Consider the following 18,922-nt stretch of genomic DNA (forward strand, 5'->3'; position numbering starts at 1 on the left):
GCCAGCGGGAACCCACCGATGAAACTCAACCGGCAGCACCTCCCCCTGCTGGCGACCGCTGTCGCCCGCCCGTCCTACGACCCCGCGCAACTGCGCCAGGGCATCGTCCACATCGGTGTCGGCGGCTTCCACCGCGCGCACCAGGCGGCCTACACCGACGCCCTGATGAACCGCGGCGAAGCCCTCGACTGGGCGATCTGCGGCGCCGGCCTGCGCAGCGACGACCGCGCCATGCGCGACGCCCTGGCCGCCCAGGACTACCTCTACACCCTCTACGAGCTGGGCGACCAGCCAGACACCGAGGTCCGCGTGATCGGCGCCATCAGCGGCATGCTGCTCGCCGAGGACGGCGCCGAGGCGCTGCTGGAAAAGCTTGCCGAGCCGGCCATCCGCATCGTCTCGCTGACCATCACCGAAGGCGGCTACTGCATCGACGACGGCAGCGGCGAGTTCCTCGCCGAGTTGCCGCTGGTGCGCCACGACCTGGCCAACCCGCGGACCCCGCGCGGGGTCTTCGGCTTTCTCTGCGAGGCTCTGCGGCGGCGCCGCGACACAGGCGTGCCGGCGTTCACCGTGATGTCCTGCGACAACCTCCCGCACAACGGCGAGGTGGCGCGCAAGGCGCTGCTGGCCTTCGCCGAACGGCTCGACCCGGGGCTGGCGCGCTGGATCGCGACGCACGTCAGCTTTCCCAACGCCATGGTCGACCGCATCACGCCGATGACCAGCCCCGCCCACCGCCGCCAACTGGCCCAACGGCACGGCGTGGAAGACGCCTGGCCGGTGGTCTGCGAACCCTTCGTGCAATGGGTGCTGGAAGATCGTTTCAGCGCTGGGCGCCCGGCCTGGGAAAAGGTCGGCGTGCAGTTCACCGACGACGTCACGCCCTACGAGGAGATGAAGATCGGCCTGCTCAACGGCAGCCACCTGGCGCTCACCTACCTGGGCTTCCTGCGCGGCTACCGCTTCGTCCACGAGACCCTCGGCGACCCGCTGCTGCGCCGCTACGTGCGGGCCTTCATGGACCGCGACGTGGCCCCACTGCTGGCGCCGGTACCGGGGATCGACCTGGAGCGCTACAAGGACAGCCTGGTCGAGCGCTTCGCCAACCGCGCCATCGCCGACCAACTGGAACGGGTCTGCTCGGACGGCTCGTCGAAGTTTCCCAAGTTCATCGTCCCCACCGCCAATCGGCTGATCGCCGCCGGCCGCCCACTGGAACGGGTGGCCCTGGTGGTGGCGGCCTGGGCGCTGTACCTGGGCGGGGTCGACGAGCATGGCGAGCACTACCCGATTCCCGATCCGCGCGCCGCCGAATGCCAGGCGCTGGTTGCCGAACGCCACGGCCTGGGCCGGCGCCTGCTCGGCGTGGAGACCGTGTTCGGCCCGGCGATCCCGGCCTCGGCGGCCTTCGTCGAGGCCTTCGAGCGGCTCTACGACAGCCTGCGCCGGCACGGCGTCAGCGAAACCCTGCGCCAGGTACTCGGCGAATGACTCCGGAGGGCCGCATGCACGGATTGTTCCTCGGCATCGATTGCGGCACCCAAGGCAGCAAGGCGCTGCTGCTCGACGCCGGCAGCGGCTGCACGCTGGGCCTGGGCAGCGCCGCGCAGCGCCCGCCGGAAGGCCGCGACGGACGCCGCGAGCAGGACCCGGCGGACTGGCTGGAAGCCATGGCCAGCGCGGTACGCATGGCCCTGGAAGAAGCCGCGGTGGACGGCCGCGAGGTCCGCGCCCTGGCGGTTTCCGCCCAGCAGCATGGGCTGCTCCTGCTCGACGCCGAGGGCCGGGCGCTGCGCCCGGCCAAGCTCTGGTGCGACACCGAGAGCGCGGCGGAGAACCGCGAGCTGCTGGAAGCCCTCGGCGGCCCGGCCGGCTCGCTGGAACGCCTGGGGCTGGTGCTCGCGCCGGGCTACACGCTGTCCAAGCTGCTCTGGAGCAAGCGACGCTTTCCCGAGCTGTTCGCCCGCGTCGCGCATATCCTCCTGCCCCACGACTACCTCAACCACTGGCTCACCGGCCGCGTCTGCAGCGAAGCGGGCGACGCCTCCGGTAGCGGCTACTTCGACGTGCGCCGGCGCACCTGGGCCAGCGACGTGCTGGAGCTGGTCGAGCCGGGCGGACGCCTGGCGGCAGCGCTGCCGGAGCTGATCGAGCCCGGCGCCTGCATCGGCAACCTGCGCCCCGAAGCGGCCGCCGCCCTTGGCCTGGCTCCCCACACGCGGGTCGCCGGCGGCGGCGGCGACAACATGCTCGCCGCCATCGGCACCGGCAACATCCGCCCCGGCCTGCTCACCGCCAGCCTGGGCACCTCCGGCACCCTGGCCGCCTATGCCGAGCGGCCGCTGGTCAGTCCGCACGGCGAGCTGGCGACCTTCTGCGCCTCGTCCGGCGGCTGGCTGCCGCTGGCCTGCACGATGAACCTCACCGGCGCCTGCGGCCTGGTACAGGACCTGCTGCACCTCGATCTCGACGAATTCTCCCGGCTGGCCGCCCAGGCGCCGGTCGGCGCCGAGGGTCTGCTGATGCTGCCGTTCTTCGACGGCGAGCGGGTTCCGGCGCTACCGCACGCCAGCGCCAGCCTGCATGGCATGACCGCAGCCAACCTGAGCCGCGCCAATCTTTGCCGGGCGGTGCTCGAAGGCACCGCCTTCGGCCTGCGCTACGGCCTCGACCTGCTGCGCGCCAGCGGCCTGCCGGGCGAGGAAATCCGCCTGGTCGGCGGCGCGGCGAAGAGCCCGCTGTGGCGGCGGACGCTCGCCGACCTGCTCGGCCTGCCGCTGGTCTGTCCACGGCAGACCGAGGCCGCCGCCCTTGGCGCGGCGCTCCAGGCGGCCTGGAGCCTGGGCCGCGAAAGCGGCGCCGGTGAAAGCCTGGAAGCCCTGTGCCGGCGCTGCGTGGCGCTCGACGAGGCGACCCGCACCCAGCCCCAGGCGCGACGACAGGCAGCCTACGAACAGGCCTACCGGCGTTACCTGGAGCACCTGCCTCCGCGATAATGGCCGGCTTTCCTTCCTCTTCTGGCGTTTTGGAGATCTGCATGTACCTGGTGTGTGGCGAGGCCCTTTTCGATGTCTTCAGCCTGGAAAGCGCTGCGCGCAGCAACGAGCTGGGCTTCACCGCGATCGCCGGCGGCTCGCCGTTCAACGTCGCCGTCGGCCTGCGCCGGCTGGGCGTGGAGGCGGCGCTGTTCGGCGGGCTGTCCAGCGACTACCTGGGCGCGCGGCTGCGCCGGGTGCTCGAAGAAGAAGGCGTGGACTGCGGCTTCCTGGTGCCCAGCGACGCCCCGACCACCCTGGCGATGGTCGGCCTCGACGCCAGCGGCTCGGCGCAATACCAGTTCCGCGGCGAGGGCTGCGCCGACCGCCAGGTGCGCCTGGAACACCTGCCGACGCTGGATGGGCGGATACGCGGGCTGCACGTCGGCTCCTACACCCTGGTGGTGACGCCGGTGGCCGACACCCTGCTGGCGCTGGTCCGGCGCGAGAGCGGCCGGCGCCTGGTCAGCCTGGACCCCAACGTGCGCCTCGACCCGCAGCCGGACATCGACCTCTGGCGGCGCCGGGTCGAGGCCTTCGCCAGTCATGCGCACCTGATCAAGGCCAGCGAGGAAGACCTGGCCCTGCTCTACCCCGACCGCGATCCCGGCGAGGTGGCCCGCGGCTGGCTGAACCCGCACTGCCGGCTGGTCTTCGTCACCCACGGCGGCGCCGGCGCCAGCGTACACTGCGCCCACGGCAGCTGGAGTCGCCCGGCGGATACCGCCCTGGCGCTGCGCGATACGGTCGGCGCCGGCGATACCTTCCAGGCGGCGACCCTCGCCTACCTCCGCCGCCTCGACGCCGACAGCCCGGCCGGGCTAGCCGCGCTGTCGCGGGAAGCGATCGACGCGATGCTCGCCTTCGCCATCCGCGCGGCGGCGGTCACCTGCTCGCGGGTGGGGCCGGACCTGCCGTTCGCCCACGAGCTTTGAGGCCGGTCAGGCCGAGGGCTGCCGCCCGGTCTAGCGCCCCGGCCGCGCCAGCCACTCCCGGCCCTTGAGCATGGCGTTCCAGTACACCCAGGGCAGTACGTGGCGCTTGAGCAGCCAGGCGAAGCGGCTGGCCGCGGTGGGCTCCAGCGGGAAGGTCGGCAGCAGCTTGCCGGCGTAGCCGAACTCCGCCAGCACCACCCGGCCGCGCTCGACGGTCAGCGGGCAACCGCCGTAACCGTCGTAGCGCAGCGGCAGGCCACGGCCGCTGCGCAGGCCGAGAAGGTTCTCGGCCACCACCACGATCTGCTTGCGCGCCGCCGCCGCGGTCTTCGCGTTGGCGGTGCCGCAGACATCGCCGAGGGCGAAGATCTCGCCATGGCGGACATGTTGCAGGGTCGCCGGGTCGACTTCGCACCAGCCGGCCGCGTCGCCCAGGCCGCTGGCGGCGACGAAGGTCGGCGGCAGTTGCGGCGGCACCACGTGCAGCAGGTCGAAGTCCTTTTCCGCCAGATTGGTGTTGCCGTCGGCGTCCTTCACCTCGAACCAGGCCTTGCGCGCCGCGCCGTCGACCTTCACCAGGTTGGAATTGAACGCCAGCTCGGCCGAATACTTGCGCACGTATTCCATCAGCGGCGGAACGAAATCGGCGACGCCGAACAACGCCGCGCCGGCCAGGTCGAACTCGACCTCGATGTCTTGCAGCACGCCCTCCCGTAGCCAGTGGTCGCAGGACAGGTACATGGCTTTCTGCGGCGCCCCGGCGCACTTGATCGGCATCGCCGGCTGGGTGAACAGCGCCTTGCCGCCACGCAGGCCGCGCACCAGCTCCCAGGTGTAGGGCGCCAGGTCGTAGCGGTAGTTGGAGGTGACGCCGTTGCGCCCGAGGGTCTCCTCCAGGCCCTCGATGCGCTCCCAGGCCAGGCGCAGGCCGGGGCAGACGATCAGGTTGCGGTACTCCAGGCTGCCGCCGCTCTCCAGCAGTAGCCGGCGCGCCTCGGGGTCGACCCGCTCGACACGGGTGCGCAGCCACTCCACGCCGGGCGGGACCAGCCCGGCCATCGGCCGCGCGGTGTCGCCCTGGGCGTAGGCGCCGCCACCGACCAGGGTCCAGCCCGGTTGGTAGTAGTGGGTGTCCGCCGGCTCGATCAGGCTGATACGCAACCCCGGCGAACGTTTCAGCAGGCTGGCGATCACGCCGATGCCGGCCGCGCCGCCGCCAATCACGGCGATGTCGGTGGTGAGTTCTGAAGCGTTAGCGCTCTGCATGGGAGTTCCTTCGACGATCCGAGTGGGTGGGCGCGCGCCAGGCCGCCGCGCGCGAAACCCTATCACCCTAGCAGCACGGCGCCGGCGCGCGGCATCCGGCTGTAATCCGCCGGTAACTGTTGCCCTGGCAACAGCGGAGCAACAGGCAGCGCCCGCGGACCAGCAGAAACTGTTGGAGCAAACCTCCAACTCTTTGATTTTTCTATTGATTAGCAAACGGCACGGCTTGTGCAAACAGACCCGGCAGAGGCTTGGCGATCGCGCCAGCCACCTATCCGAACTGCCAGAGGTGCCCAGCGAGCATGTCGTTACCGCCTGTTTCCCCTCCCTCCTCCAGGCGTTCCACCCGCACCACCGAACCCGCGAGCCGCGCCACACCGATGCCGCTGGCGGAACCACCACGCTGCAAGGCTGAACCATGACCGACGAAACCGCACCCAAGGATCTTCGTGACCAGGCGCCCCGGCTACTCCCGGCACGCCTCATCGAGAACGACGCCCAGGCGTTGCAGGCCGCCCACGAGGTAGCCGGACTGGCCCGTCGCGAAGCGGCGCTACGCGACCGCGAACGACGCCTGCCCTGGCAGGAACTGGAACTCTTTACCCGCCTCGGCCTGGGCGGCATCGGCATTCCCCGCGCCCATGGCGGCGCGCAGGTTTCCCATGTGACCCTGGCCGAGGTGTTCCGTGTCATCTGTGCCGCCGACCCGGCCCTCGGACAGATTCCGCAGAACCAGTTCGGCCTGCTCAGCGTGATCGACAACGTCGCCAGCCCGGCGCAGAAACGCAAGCTGTTCCGTGGCATCCTCGACGGCCGCCGGCTGGCCAACGCCGGCCCGGAACGCAATACCCGCCATACCCTGGAGCTGAAGGCGCGGGTCCGTCGCGACGGCGACGGCTACCGGGTCAGCGGCGAGAAGTTCTACTCCACCGGCGCCTTGTTCGCCCACTGGGTGGCGGTCAAGGCCATCGACGAGGAAGAGCGCGCGGTGATGCTCTTCGTCGAGCGCGGCGCTCCCGGCCTGCGCATCGTCGACGACTGGTCCGGCTTCGGCCAGCGCACCACCGCCAGCGGCACGGTACTGCTGGACGAGGTTCCGGTAGCCGGCGACATGCTGATCCACAACGGCCTGCTGGCCGAGATCCCGAGCCTCCAGGGCGCCGTCTCGCAACTGATCCAGGCCGCCATCGACGCCGGCATCGCCCAGGCGGCGCTGGACGACACCCAGGCGTTCGTCCGCGAACGCAGCCGGCCCTGGATCGACGCCCAGGTCGAACGCGCCAGCGACGAGCTTTACAGCATCGCCGAGGTCGGCCGCCTGCAAATCGAGCTGCACGCCGCCAACGCCCTGCTGGAGAAGGCCGGCCAGGTCCTCGACGAAGTGGCCGCGCGGCCGGTGGACGCCGAGTCGGCGGCACGCGCCTCGATCGCCGTGGCCGAGGCCAAGGTGCTGAGCACCGAGATCAGCCTGGCCGCCAGCGAGAAGCTCTTCGAGCTGGCCGGCAGCCGCGCCACGCTCGCCGAGTTCAACCTCGACCGGCACTGGCGCAACGCCCGCACCCACACCCTGCACGACCCGGTACGCTGGAAGATCCACGCGGTCGGCGACTACTACCTGAACGGCGCCCGTCCGGCGCGTCACTCATGGATCTGAGGAGCGCCCGATGAGCCTCGCACACGCTACGCGCGACAATCCCACGGCCGCTGCCCATCGCATCGGCAGCGACGACGAAGCCCTGGAAACGGCCCGCGAGCTGGCCGCCCTGTTCGCCCGCGAAAGCATCCAGCGCGACCGCGAGCGGCGCCTGCCGCTGGAAGAACTGGAACTGTTCTCCCGCTCCGGCCTGTGGGGCATCGCGGTGCCCCGCGAATACGGCGGGGCCGGCGTCTCGCGGGTGACCCTGGCGAAGGTGGTGGCGATCGTCAGCGCCGCCGACAGTTCCCTGGGGCAGATTCCGCAGAACCATTTCTACGCCCTCGAAGTGCTGCGGGTGAACGGCTCGCCGGCGCAGAAAGGTCGCCTGTTCGGCGCCGCCCTGGCCGGCGAGCGTTTCGGCAACGCCCTGGCCGAGATCGGCACGCGTACCGCCAGCGAGCGCCGTACCCGCCTGCGCGCCGACGGCGACGGCTACCGCCTGGACGGGCGCAAGTTCTACTGCACCGGCGCACTCTACGCGCAGCGGGTGCCGACCCTGGCGGTGGACGACGAGGGCCGCCAGCAACTGGCCTTCGTCCCGCGCGACAGCGCCGGGCTGGAAATCGTCGACGACTGGTCCGGCTTCGGTCAACGCACCACCGGCAGCGGTTCGGCGCTGTTCGACCGGGTAGCGGTGGCCGCCGAGGACGTGGTCTCGTTCCAGGACGCCTTCGAGCGCCCGACCACCGTCGGCCCGCTGGCGCAGATCCTCCACGCGGCGATCGACGCCGGGATCGCCCGCGGCGCCTTCGAGGACACCCTGCGTTTCGTCCGCGAGCGCGCCCGGCCCTGGGTCGACTCCGGCGTCGACAAGGCCAGCGACGACCCACTGACCATCCACGAGATCGGCCGCCTGGCGATCCGCCTGCACGCCGCCGAAGCGCTGCTGGAGCGTGCCGGGCGGGTGCTCGACCGGGCCACCGCCGAGCCGGACGCGGAAAGCGTGGCGGCCGCCTCGATCGCCGTCGCCGAAGCCCGCGCGCTGACCACCGAGGTCGCCCTGCTGGCCGGCAGCAAGCTGATCGAGCTTGGCGGCAGCCGCGCCTGTCTCGCCGAACTCGGTCTCGACCGCCACTGGCGCAACGCCCGCGTACACACCCTGCACGACCCGGTGCGCTGGAAGTACCACGCGGTCGGCGACTACTACCTCAACGGCCGCCTGCCGCCACGCCGCGGCACGCTCTGAACGCCGAAGGAACCGCCATGAGCAAGAAGCAGATTCTCCTAAACGCCTTCAGCATGAATTGCGTCGGCCATATCAACCACGGCCTCTGGACCCACCCGCGCGACCGCTCCAGCGACTACCGCAAACTGCGCCACTGGACCGAGCTGGCCCGGCTGCTGGAGCGCGGCCTGTTCGACGGCCTGTTCATCGCCGATATCCTCGGCGTCTACGACGTCTACCAGGGCGGCATCGAGGTGACCGCCCGCGAAGCCGTCCAGTTGCCGGTGAACGACCCGCTGATGCTGGTCTCGGCCATGGCCGGGGTCACCGAGCACCTGGGTTTCGGCGTCACCGCCAACCTCACCTACGAGGCGCCCTACCCGTTCGCCCGGCGGCTCTCGACCCTCGACCACCTGAGCGACGGGCGGATCGGCTGGAACATCGTCACCGGCTACCTGGAAAGCGCGGCCAAGGCCATGGGCCAGTCCGCGCAGATCGAGCACGACCGCCGCTACGACCGCGCCGACGAGTACCTGGAGGTCCTCTACAAGCTCTGGGAGGGCAGCTGGGAAGACGACGCGGTGCTCGCCGACCGCCAGCGACGGGTCTACGCGCGGCCGGAGAAGATCCACAAGGTCCGTCACCATGGCGAGTTCTACCAGGTCGAGGGCTACCACCTCGCCGAGCCCTCTCCACAGCGCACCCCGGTGCTGTTCCAGGCCGGCTCCTCGGAGCGTGGCCTGGCCTTCGCCGCGCGCCACGCCGAATGCGTGTTCGTCTCCGGACAGACCCGCGAGGCCACCCGCCAACTGGTGCAGCGCATCCGCGCGGCGGTGGTCGGCGCCGGCCGTCGCGCCGAGGACATCAGGATCTTCATGGGCATCAACGTGATCGTCGCCGCCACCGCGGCCGAGGCCCGCGACAAGCATGCCGAGTACCGCCGCTACGCCAGCCCCGAGGCCGGCCTGGCGCACTTCGCCAGCTCCAGCGGCATCGACCTGTCGCGCTACGGGCTCGACGAACCGATCCGCTACGAGAAGAACAACGCCATCGAGTCGGTGGTGAAGAACCTCACCGTGGCGCGCACCGACTCCACCGTGCGCAAGCTCCTCGACCAACTGGCCCTGGGCGGCCGCTACGTGACCCTGGTAGGCGACCCGCGCCAGGTCGCCGACGACCTCGAAGGCTGGATCGCCGATACCGGCCTGGACGGCTTCAACCTGACCCGCACCGTGGAGCCGGAGAGCTACGCCGACTTCATCGACCTGGTGGTGCCCGAGTTGCAGGCACGCGGCAGCTACAAGACCGCCTACGCCCCCGGCACCCTGCGGGAGAAGCTCTTCGGCGGCGGCCGCGCGCGCCTGCAGGCGGAACACGCCGGCGCCGCCTTCCGCCAGCCCCCGGCCGCGCGCCAGCGCCAGGCCTGACCCCACTTTCCCTTTCGTTCAGGAGCCCACCATGCTGAACACCCTGAAAACCCTGAGCCTGGCCGTCCTCCTCGGCAGCGGCCCGGTCCAGGCCGCCGACGCCCCGCTGAAGATCGGCACCACCGCCGCCTTCGCCCCGCCGCTGGAAGTCGCCGTGAGCGAAGCCGGCAAGCAGGGGTTGAAGGTCGAACTGGTCGAGTTCAGCGACTGGAACGCCCCCAACATCACCCTCGCCCAGGGCGACATCGACGCCAACTACTTCCAGCACGTGCCCTTCCTGGAAAACGCCAACCGCGAAGGCGGCTTCCGGCTGAAGCCGTTCGCGCCGGGGATCATCAACAACGTCGGGCTCTATTCGAAGCGCTACGCCAGCCTCGCAGAGTTGCCGGAAGGCGCCAGCGTGGCCATCGCCAACGACCCGATCAATGGCGGCCGCGGCCTGCAACTGCTACAGAAGGCCGGCCTGCTGAAGCTCAGGGACGGCGTCGGCTACAAGGCGACCCTCGACGATATCGTCGACAACCCGAAGGACATCCGCATCACCGAGCTGGAGGCGGTGCAACTGGCGCGCGCCCTCGACGATTTCGACCTGGCCCAGGGCTACCCGCACTACCTGCGCCTGGCCGGGACCATCGACCCGGCCCGGGCGCTGCTGTTCGACGGGATCGACAACCGGGAATACGTGATCCAGTTCGTCACCCGCGGCGACTACCAGGACCGCGACGGCCGCCTGGCGCGCTTCGTCGATATCTACCAGCATTCGCCGGTGGTCCGCGCCGCGCTGGACAAGGCCCATGGCACGCTGTACCAGCCGGGCTGGGAGTGACGACCATGACCGTTCCCCCGAGCCTGCTGCCCCTCGAACCGTTCCCGATGGCGCCCGACACGCGCGCCTCCACACCGCACATCCGCCTCCACGGCCTGGGCAAGCGCTACCCCGGCGGGGTCCAGGCCCTGCGGGAGATCGACCTGGAGATCCGCCGCGGCGAAGTGTTCGGCATCATCGGCCGCAGCGGCGCCGGCAAGTCCTCGCTGATCCGCACCCTCAATCGCCTGGAGCGTCCCAGCGAGGGGCAGGTGCTGATCGACGGCGAGGACATCGGCGGCTACGACGGCCAGCGCCTGGTCGCCCTGCGCCGACGCATCGGCATGATCTTCCAGCACTTCAACCTGATGTCGGCCAAGACCGTGCGGCAGAACATCGCCCTGCCGCTGCGGGTGGCCGGGGTGCCCCGGGCACGGATCGAGGAGCGGGTCGCCGGGCTGCTGCAACTGGTCGGCCTGGAGGAAAAACGCGACGCCTATCCGGCGCAGCTCTCCGGCGGGCAGAAACAGCGCGTCGGCATCGCCCGCGCGCTGGTGCACCAGCCGCAGATCCTGCTCTGCGACGAAGCCACCTCGGCGCTGGACCCGGAGAGCACCCAGGCGATCCTCGCGCTGCTGCGCGACATCAACCGTCGGCTGGGCCTGACCATCGTCCTGATCACCCACGAGATGGCGGTCATCCGCGAGATCTGCGACCGCGTGGTGGTCCTCGAATGCGGCCGCATCGTCGAACAGGGCGAAGTCTGGGAAGTCTTCGGCGATCCGCGCCATGCCGTCACCCGAAGCCTGCTCGGCAGCCTGCGCGCCGCCCTCCCGGCCGACCTCCAGGCGCGCCTGCGCCAGGCTCCCGGCGCCGGCGACCCGGTGCTGCTCGATCTCCAGTACACCGGCGCCAGCCGACGGGTGCCGGACCTGCTGGCCATCGCCAGGGCCATCGGCCAGCGCGTCGACCTGCTCCACGGCGGCATAGAGCGGATCCAGGGCCGCGCCCTGGGGCGCCTGCTGCTACAGGTCGGCGCGCCGCCCGGCGAGCTTCCCGGCGTGCTGGCCAAGGCCGCGCTGGTGGCGGACAAGGTGGAGGTGCTCGGCCATGTCGCCCATGCTTGAACGGCTCTGGCAAGGTTTCCTCGATACGCTGCTGATGATCGGCGCGTCCTCCGCCATCGTCCTGCTGGTGGGTATCCCGCTGGCCCTGGTGCTGGTCACCACCGGGCCGGGCGGGATCTTCGAGGCGCGCCTGCTCAATCGCATCCTGGGCGGTCTGGTCAACGTGCTGCGCTCGGTACCCTTCCTGATCCTGATGGTGGCGCTGATTCCCTTTACCCGGATGATCGTCGGCACCAGCTATGGCGTCTGGGCCGCGGTGGTGCCGCTGACCATCGCCGCCACGCCGTTCTTCGCGCGGATCGCCGAGGTCAGCCTGCGCGAAGTCGACCACGGCCTGGTGGAGGCGGCCCAGGCGATGGGCTGCGAACGCCGCCACATCATCTGCAACGTACTGTTGCCGGAGGCGCGACCGGGCATCGTCGGCGGCTTCACCATCACCCTGGTGACCATGATCAATTCCTCGGCCATGGCCGGCGCGATCGGTGCCGGCGGCCTCGGCGACCTGGCCTACCGCTACGGCTACCAGCGCTTCGACACCCAGGTGATGCTCACCGTGATCATCGTCCTTGTGCTGCTGGTCACGTTGATCCAGTTCGGCGGCGACCGCCTGGCCCGCCTGCTGAACAAACGCCTGTAGAATCCGCCCTCCCGGCCTGGGAGGGCTGGCGCTTTGCCGAGGGCGACAGGAACCAGCGTCGCCGCGACAGCGCATCTTTCCCCGCGCCGGACAGACCTGTATCTGTCGTCCTCCGGTCATCCGGCGACGCCAGACTGGTCGGCAATCCCGTGAAAAAGAAAGAAGGAAAGGCGCCTCATGCGGCAAAGATTCTGGCAAGGAACATTCAAGACCCTGGGCTTCCTCGGCCTGACGGCGGGGCTCGCCGCCCAGGCCGCGGAGCCGTCCGGCAAGGCCCTCAGCGCCGCCGCCGGCGTGCCCTGGCCGGCGGTCATCGCCCACCGCGGCGCCTCGTACGACGCCCCCGAGGAAACCGCCGCGGCCTACCTGCTGGCCCGCGACCTCGGCGCCGACTACCTGGAAGCCGACGTGCAGCGCAGCCGCGACGGCGTACTGGTCGCCCTCCACGACGACACCCTGGAGCGCACCACCGACGTCGCCGAGGTCTTCCCGGGACGCGCCAAGGACCCGGTGAGCAGCTTCACTCTCGCCGAACTCAAGCGCCTGGACGCCGGCTCCTGGTTCAATCGCGCCTTCCCCGAGCGCGCCCGGCCCGGCTTCGTCGGCCTGCGCATCCTCACCCTCGACGAGATGCTCGACATCGCCGAGGGCGGCGCCAACAAGCCGGGCCTGTACCTGGAGACCAAGGTACCGGCGCAATTCCCCGGCATCGAAGACGACCTGCGCAAGCTGCTGGAACGCCGCGGCTGGCTGCAACCCCGCGAGCGCGCCGCCGCCGGGCATGTCGACGTGGCCCACGGCAATGGCCGGGTGATCCTGCAGACCTTCGAGAAGAGCAGCCTGGAACTGCTGCAAGAAAGCATGCCGCAAGTGCCGAAGATTCTCCTGCTGTGGCTCGGTGACGGCTACCTGGAAGCCCGTTCGCCAGTGACCTTCAAGGAATCCGGGGAAACCGACAAGGCGGCCTTCTACGCCAGGCAGGAAGTGAAGTCCGAAGCCGAGTTCGGCGCCTGGCTGGACTGGGCCAAGGCCCACGGCGCGCTGGGCACCGGGCCCTCGGCGACCCTCAGCGAACGCGGCGAACAGAGCTACGCCGACCTGGTGAAACCCTGGATGAACCGCATGACCCACGCGCGCGGGCTGTTCATCCATGCCTACTCGGTGGACTCGGCGGAAGACTTCAAGGCCCTAGGCGCGGCCGGCGTCGACGGTTTCTTCACCAACCGCACCTCGGAACTGCTGAAGTTCCAGGGCCGCCCGGCGGCGCAAGACATGGACGCGCTGCTGCGCCGGCACGGCTATTGAGCCTCGGCCTGGCCGGCGGATGAGCGCGGGCGGCCATCCGCAGTTCCCGCTTCGGCGGCGCGGCGCTAGCCGGCGCTGTCGCTGCCGAAGCGTGCCAGCTGCATCTCGCGCAGCCGGCTGAGGGTGCGACGGAAGGCGAAGGCCAGGTAGCCCTCGGTATAAAGTGCCTCCAACGGCACCCTGGCCTCCAGGTAGAGCGGCACCTTGCGGTCGTAGCATTCGTCCACCAGGGCGATGAAGCGCCGCACGCCGTCGTCGTGCACCGACAACTGCGGCAATTCGCGATCCCCCGCCTCCACCAGTTGCGCGCCGTCCTCGGTGCCACGGGCTATGCGGCCTTCGCGCTGGCTGGCGCTCAGGCACGGCAGGTCGTCCATCAGGATCGCCCGGTAGCGGTCGCAAAGGCCGATGAAGTCCAGCGCCGACAGCGGTACCTCGCAGAGCTGCGCATAGCTGCACCAGAGCACCGACTCGCTGTGCCGGCGCACCGCCAGCGGGCGGTGCCCCAGCTCGATGGGCTGCGCGGACACCACTTCGCCGGCGCTCAGGCGCGCGAAGAGTTCGGCGAAACCGCCCGCCTGCCCCGCCTCCACCACCCAGTAGCGTTGCTCGGCCCGGCCGGGATGCAGGCGGTGGTCCTGGCCGCCATCCACCGCGACCACCGCCATGTGCCGCTGGATCGCCTCGATCGCCGGGAGGAAGCGTTCGCGGTTGAAGCCGTCGGCGTACAACTGCTCCGGCGGCTGGTTGGAAGTGGCGACCAGCACCACGCCCTCCTCGAACATGATGCGCAGCAGGCTGCCGAGCAGGATGGCGTCGCCGATGTCGCTGACGAACAGCTCGTCGAAGCACAGCACCCGCACGTCCCGCGCCAACTCGCGGGCCAGGGCGCGCAGCGGGTCGGCGGTGCCGGTCAGTTCGAACTGGCGCTGGTGCACCCACTGCATGAAGTGGTGGAAGTGCTGGCGCCGCGCGGGCACGCGCAGGCACTGGTAGAAGTGGTCCATCAGCCAGGTCTTGCCGCGCCCTACCGGCCCCCACAGGTAGACGCCCTGGATCGCGCCGTGGCGGTGCGGCTCGTGCAGGGCCTGGAAACAACGCTCCAGCGCCTCGGCGGCGCGCCGCTGCGCCTCGTCGGGAGCGAAACCGCGCTGTTCCACGGCCTGGCGATAGGCGGCGAGCGGCGACGTGGCCGGCAGATCGGGAGAGGTATCGGGCATCGGGCGGTTCCACCTGGCGCAGAGCGCGGAGCCAGACGCTCCGCAAAGCGCCGAGTCTACTGCGCCCGACTGGGTTTGGGCGAATAACCGCTTGCGCTTATCCGCCGCGATCCCGAGCGCCTGAACTCAGATCGACAACCGCACCGCCCGCTCGCCATCGATCCGCTGGCCACCGCGCTTGTTCACCACCAGCTCGCCGATGGCGATCAGCCGCGTGCGCGTGACGTTGCGGCTGAGTCCCAGCAGGTTGGCGGTATGCACCTGGTTGCCGTGGCAGAAACGGTACGCCGCGCGCAGCAGGGCATCCTCGACCCGCCCATGGAGGTTCTCGCCCTGCTCTTCGAACAGCCTCTGGAAAGCCTGCTGCAACAAGTGCTCGGCGGCGCCGCTCGCCGGGACCCCGCGCGCCAGCTCCTCGCCACGCTCCAGGCGCAGGTTGGACAGGTGCAGGTCATCCGCGCGGATCAGCCCGTCGCGGCAGATCAGCAAGGTATGGTGGATGACGTTCTCCAGCTCGCGGATGTTCCCCGGCCAGGAATAGGCGCGCAACTTCTGCGCCGCCTCCGGGCTCAACTGGCTCTGGCCGTAGCCCAGGCGACGGCTGTACTCGGCGATGAAGTGGCGGGTCAGCGGCAGGATGTCGCCGGGTCGCTCGCGCAACGGCGACAGCTCCAGGCTGACGACATTGAGCCGGTAGTACAGGTCCTCGCGGAAGTGCCCGGCGTTGATCGCCCGCTCCAGTTGCACGTTGGTCGCCGCCAGCACGCGCACGTCGATGGGGATGCTCTTGCGCGAACCCAGGCGCACCACCTCGCGCTCCTGCAACACGCGCAGCAGCTTGACCTGGATCGGCATCGGCAGGTCGCCGATCTCGTCGAGGAACAGGGTGCCGCCGTTGGCTTCCTCGAACCAGCCGGCCTTGGCCGCCAGGGCGCCAGTGAAGGCGCCCTTCTCGTGGCCGAACAGCTCGGCTTCCACCAGCGACTCGGAGAAAGCCCCGCAGTTGACCGCCACGAACGGGCCGTTGCGCCGCGCGCTGAGGTTGTGGATATGCCGCGCCACCAGTTCCTTGCCGGTGCCGGTCTCGCCGATCACCAGCACGCTGGCCTCGCTCGGCGCCACCTGGCGCAGGTGTTCGAGCAGGGCCTGGGACTTCGGGTCCTCGAAGACCTGGGCGGTGGCGCGGATCGAGGTCGCCAGGTTCGGCGAACGTGGCAGCGTCAGCAGCCGGTCGGGAGTATGGGTAGAAGCGTTCATGAGTAGAAGGTCGGTTGCGGCGGTGACTGGTTCAGCGCCCAGTCGCCCAGCTCGCGGATCTTGTAGTCCAGCGGGTCGTGCAGGGTCTGGGTGCGCAGGTTGCGCCAGTAGCGGTCCAGGCGCAGGGCGGCGTGAGTGGAGCGGGCGCCGGTGACTTCGAACATGCGGTTGCACAGGTCGAGGCCGTTGCGCGTCGCGGCGACCTTGGCGGCGGCGATGGCCAGGGCCAACTGGCCGCGCTCGCTGGCGTCCAGCGCCGGGCCCTTGGACCAGGCGGCGTCGAGGCGTTGCGCGGCGCGCTCGACCAGCGCCCGGGTGCTTTCCAGGCCGACCCAGAATTCGCCGTAGCGCGCCAGCACATAGGGGTCGGCATTGGCCTCGGCGACCTCGGAGCGGAACCACGGTCGCGCTTCGCGCAGGGTGTACTGGCGAGCCTCCTCGAAGGCGCCTTCGGCGATGCCGAGGAACACCTCGGTGAAGATCAACTGGGCGATCAGCGGCCGCAGGCAGGCGAACGGCGTGCTCAGCGGCCCGGGATCGAGCAGCAACTCGCTCTCCTCCACCCGCACCCGCTCGAAGATCGCGCTGCCGCTGTCGGTCTGCCGCTGGCCCATGTTGTCCCAATCCTGGCCCAGGCTGATACCGCTGCGCGCGGTGGGGATGGCGGCGATCAGCAGCGGCCCGCCCTCGCCGTCCAGTGCCGAGGCGATGAGCATCTCCGAATCGCGGGCGCCGGAGCAGAAGCTCTTCTTCCCGGAGAACTCGCGCCAGCCGTCGAAGCGCCGAGCCACGGTACGGTTGTCCAGCGGGTTCAGCGCGTTGCCCCAGAACCAGCGGTTGCGCGCGGTCAGCTCGAACCACGGCTGCCATTGCTCGGGCCGCGAGAACAGGCGCACGGTGGCCAGCATCAGGTGCTGGAAGCCGTAGACGTGGGCGATCGAGCTGTCGACCCGGGCCAGTTCGCGCACGGTTTGCAGGGTTTCGCTCCAGCTCGCCCCCAGGCCGCCGTATTCGCGCGGGATGATCAGCGACAACAGGCCGCTGCGGCGCAACGCGTCGCGCTCGGCCTTCGGGGTGCCACCGGCGACGTCGCGCTCGGCGGCGTTCTCGGCGAAATCGGCGGCCAGGCGCCGGGCGATCTGCAACGGCGTTTGCGCCTCGGGGCGGGTCTTCGCATTCACAGGGCGTTTCTCCTCGGGGGCCCGGCTGCTCAAGCGCCGGCGCGAACCGGCAGCACGTCGTTGGCGATCATTTCGCCGAACGGCCCGGTCAGGTTGGTCAGCCCACGGCCGGCCAGGCTGGCGTAGGGTTCGGGCAGCAGCGGGAAGACCAGTTCGGCGAAGCGGTAGGCCTCTTCCAGGTGCGGATAGCCGGAGAAGATGAAGCTGTCGATGCCAAGCTCGGCGTACTCCCCGATCCGCTCCGCCACCTGCCGCGGATCGCCGACCAGCGCGGTGCCGGCGCCGCCGCGTACCAGGCCGACCCCGGCCCAGAGGTTCGGCTGGATCTCCAGGCGATCGCGGCGGCCGCCGTGCAGCGCGGCCATGCGCCGCTGGCCTTCGGAGTCGAAACGGGCGAAGGACTGCTGCGCGGCGGCGATGGTCTCGTCGGAGATGTGCTCGATCAGCCTGTCCGCGGCGCGCCAGGCTTCTTCGGCGGTTTCGCGGACGATCACATGCAGGCGGATGCCGAACTTCACCGTACGCCCATGACGAGCCGCCCGCTGGCGCACGTCGGCGATCTTCGCCGCCACCGCCGGCAACGGCTCGCCCCAGGTCAGGTAGACGTCCACCTGTTCGCCGGCCAGTTCGTGGGCGGCCTCCGAGGAGCCGCCGAAGTACAGTGGCGGATACGGCCGTTGCACCGGCGGATAGAGCGCCTTGGCGTTCTCCACGTGGATGTGCTTGCCGTGGAAGTCCACCGCCTCGCCCTGCAGGACGCGCCGCCAGACCCGAAGGAACTCGTCGGTGACCTCGTAGCGCTCGGCGTGGCCAAGATGGATGCCGTCGCCGCGGTTCTCGTCGGGATCGCCGCCGGTGACCACGTTGATCAGCAGGCGCCCGCCGGACAGGCGGTCGAGGGTCGCCGCCATCCGCGCCGAGACGGTCGGCGAAACGATTCCCGGACGGATCGCCACCAGGTAGCGCAGGCGCTCGGTCAGCGGCGCCAGCGCCGAGGCCACCACCCAGGAGTCCTCGCAGGAGCGTCCGGTGGGGATCAGCACGCCGTGGTAGCCGAGGCTGTCGGCCGCCTGAGCCACCTGCTTCAGGTAAGGCAGCGAGACCGGCCGCGCGCCCTGGCTGGTGCCGAGGAAGTGGCCATCGCCGTGGGTCGGGAGGAACCAGAACACGTTCATCGGCGCACCTCAGGCGATCTTCAACAGTTCGGAGCGTCCGCCGAACAGCGGCGCGGCGCGCTCGGCGGCGAGGCGGATGCGCGCCTTCAGCGGCTCGCTGACGATCCGGTAGTTGTCGAAGTCGGCCTCGCTGGCGTAGACCCCGATGGGCAGGGTGATCGCCTGGAAGAAGCTGAACAGCGGGCGCAACTGGTGGTCGAGGACCAGCGCGTGGCGCTCGGTGCCGCCAGTGGCGGCGAGCAGCACCGGGGTGTCGATCAAGGCGTTGAGGTCGATCAGGTCGAACAGGTGCTTGAGCAGGCCCGGATAGGAGCCACGGTAGACCGGCGAGGCGACCAGCAGCAGGTCGGCGCTTTCGATCTCGTCGAGCACCGCCTGCAGTTCCGCCGGCGCCTGGTTGCGCGCCAGGGTAGCGCCCAGCGGTGCGGCGATGTCGGTCAGCTCGATGACCCGGCTGTCGATCGGCAGCGACTGGCCAAGCTCGGCGATCAGGGCCTGGGTGAGTACCAGGGTGCGGGACGGGCGATAGGTGCCGCCGGAGACGGCGACGACTTTGAAGGGGCTGGTCATGGGATTTCCCTGTGGACTGTTGCGCTAGGTGCAGTGCCCTGGAGCAAGGGCCGTACCAACGGGGAAATGTGCGTTTTCCGGGCAGTTGCGGCAGGTTTCCGGCCTCGGTCTGTCAGCC

At 70.2% G+C, this 18,922-nt stretch carries 16 protein-coding genes; 10 read left to right on the plus strand and 6 right to left on the minus strand.

Annotation, left to right across the window (positions count from 1 at the left end; translation table 11 throughout):
- The first annotated feature begins 18 nt into the window (after positions 1–18).
- From AC4OR5_RS25565 to AC4OR5_RS25575, 3 genes are read left to right on the plus strand one after another with little or no spacing between them, the layout of a single operon-like run.
- Positions 19–1,494 (plus strand): mannitol dehydrogenase family protein, encoded by a 1,476-nt coding sequence (locus tag AC4OR5_RS25565; protein WP_003131590.1) that lies wholly within the window; start codon positions 19–21, stop codon positions 1,492–1,494.
- Positions 1,491–2,999, plus strand: a complete 1,509-nt coding sequence (xylB, locus tag AC4OR5_RS25570; RefSeq protein WP_073668271.1) for a xylulokinase — start codon at positions 1,491–1,493, stop codon at positions 2,997–2,999. The genes AC4OR5_RS25565 and xylB overlap by 4 nt, the downstream gene beginning before the upstream one ends.
- A 41-nt stretch (positions 3,000–3,040) precedes the next feature.
- Entirely contained in the window at positions 3,041–3,973 is a 933-nt protein-coding gene (locus AC4OR5_RS25575; protein ID WP_058159986.1) for a carbohydrate kinase family protein, read from the plus strand.
- Between the two features lie 30 nt (positions 3,974–4,003).
- Here the strand turns inward: AC4OR5_RS25575 and AC4OR5_RS25580 are convergent, their stop codons facing one another.
- Positions 4,004–5,239 (minus strand): NAD(P)/FAD-dependent oxidoreductase, encoded by a 1,236-nt coding sequence (locus AC4OR5_RS25580; RefSeq protein ID WP_003131586.1) that lies wholly within the window; start codon positions 5,237–5,239, stop codon positions 4,004–4,006.
- Between the two features lie 418 nt (positions 5,240–5,657).
- Here AC4OR5_RS25580 and AC4OR5_RS25585 point away from each other — a divergent pair, with 418 nt between their 5' ends.
- From AC4OR5_RS25585 to AC4OR5_RS25615, 7 genes are all read left to right on the plus strand, one after another.
- Positions 5,658–6,893, plus strand: a complete 1,236-nt coding sequence (locus tag AC4OR5_RS25585; protein ID WP_034048270.1) for an SfnB family sulfur acquisition oxidoreductase — start codon at positions 5,658–5,660, stop codon at positions 6,891–6,893.
- Between the two features lie 10 nt (positions 6,894–6,903).
- A complete protein-coding gene (locus tag AC4OR5_RS25590; protein ID WP_003089457.1) occupies positions 6,904–8,121 on the plus strand; it encodes an SfnB family sulfur acquisition oxidoreductase in 1,218 nt (405 codons plus the stop codon).
- Positions 8,122–8,138: 17 nt separating this feature from the next.
- Positions 8,139–9,527 (plus strand): LLM class flavin-dependent oxidoreductase, encoded by a 1,389-nt coding sequence (locus AC4OR5_RS25595; RefSeq protein WP_031636140.1) that lies wholly within the window; start codon positions 8,139–8,141, stop codon positions 9,525–9,527.
- Positions 9,528–9,558: 31 nt separating this feature from the next.
- The gene (locus AC4OR5_RS25600; RefSeq protein WP_058159985.1) at positions 9,559–10,353 is read left to right on the plus strand and encodes a MetQ/NlpA family ABC transporter substrate-binding protein; all 795 of its coding nucleotides are present in this window, start codon (positions 9,559–9,561) and stop codon (positions 10,351–10,353) included.
- The gene (locus AC4OR5_RS25605) at positions 10,350–11,459 is read left to right on the plus strand and encodes a methionine ABC transporter ATP-binding protein (protein WP_079992395.1); all 1,110 of its coding nucleotides are present in this window, start codon (positions 10,350–10,352) and stop codon (positions 11,457–11,459) included. The genes AC4OR5_RS25600 and AC4OR5_RS25605 overlap by 4 nt, the downstream gene beginning before the upstream one ends.
- Positions 11,443–12,096, plus strand: coding sequence for a methionine ABC transporter permease (locus AC4OR5_RS25610; RefSeq protein ID WP_003111646.1), 654 nt, complete (start codon positions 11,443–11,445; stop codon positions 12,094–12,096). The genes AC4OR5_RS25605 and AC4OR5_RS25610 overlap by 17 nt, the downstream gene beginning before the upstream one ends.
- Positions 12,097–12,273: 177 nt before the next feature.
- Positions 12,274–13,401 carry a glycerophosphodiester phosphodiesterase gene (locus AC4OR5_RS25615; protein WP_003131579.1) on the plus strand — a complete coding sequence of 376 codons (1,128 nt, stop codon included), beginning with the start codon at positions 12,274–12,276 and terminating at the stop codon, positions 13,399–13,401.
- A gap of 65 nt (positions 13,402–13,466) precedes the next feature.
- Here the strand turns inward: AC4OR5_RS25615 and zapE are convergent, their stop codons facing one another.
- The 5 genes from zapE to msuE form a co-directional block, all read right to left on the minus strand.
- Positions 13,467–14,621, minus strand: coding sequence for a cell division protein ZapE (zapE, locus tag AC4OR5_RS25620; RefSeq protein WP_023108154.1), 1,155 nt, complete (start codon positions 14,619–14,621; stop codon positions 13,467–13,469).
- Positions 14,622–14,747: 126 nt separating this feature from the next.
- Complete coding sequence (locus AC4OR5_RS25625) at positions 14,748–15,878, minus strand: sigma-54 interaction domain-containing protein (protein WP_003089463.1); 1,131 nt, start codon at positions 15,876–15,878, stop codon at positions 14,748–14,750.
- On the minus strand, positions 15,875–17,059 hold the full coding sequence (locus AC4OR5_RS25630; RefSeq protein ID WP_003089464.1) for an acyl-CoA dehydrogenase family protein: 1,185 nt from the start codon (positions 17,057–17,059) through the stop codon (positions 15,875–15,877). Before AC4OR5_RS25630 ends, AC4OR5_RS25625 begins: the two co-directional genes overlap by 4 nt.
- Positions 17,060–17,088: 29 nt before the next feature.
- Complete coding sequence (gene ssuD / locus AC4OR5_RS25635) at positions 17,089–18,234, minus strand: FMNH2-dependent alkanesulfonate monooxygenase (protein ID WP_058159983.1); 1,146 nt, start codon at positions 18,232–18,234, stop codon at positions 17,089–17,091.
- Positions 18,235–18,243: 9 nt separating this feature from the next.
- Positions 18,244–18,804: an FMN reductase gene (gene msuE, locus AC4OR5_RS25640; protein ID WP_003089470.1), complete on the minus strand. Its 561-nt coding sequence runs from the start codon at positions 18,802–18,804 to the stop codon at positions 18,244–18,246.
- Positions 18,805–18,922 lie beyond the last annotated feature (118 nt).

The organism is Pseudomonas sp. YA1, from assembly GCF_058680555.1.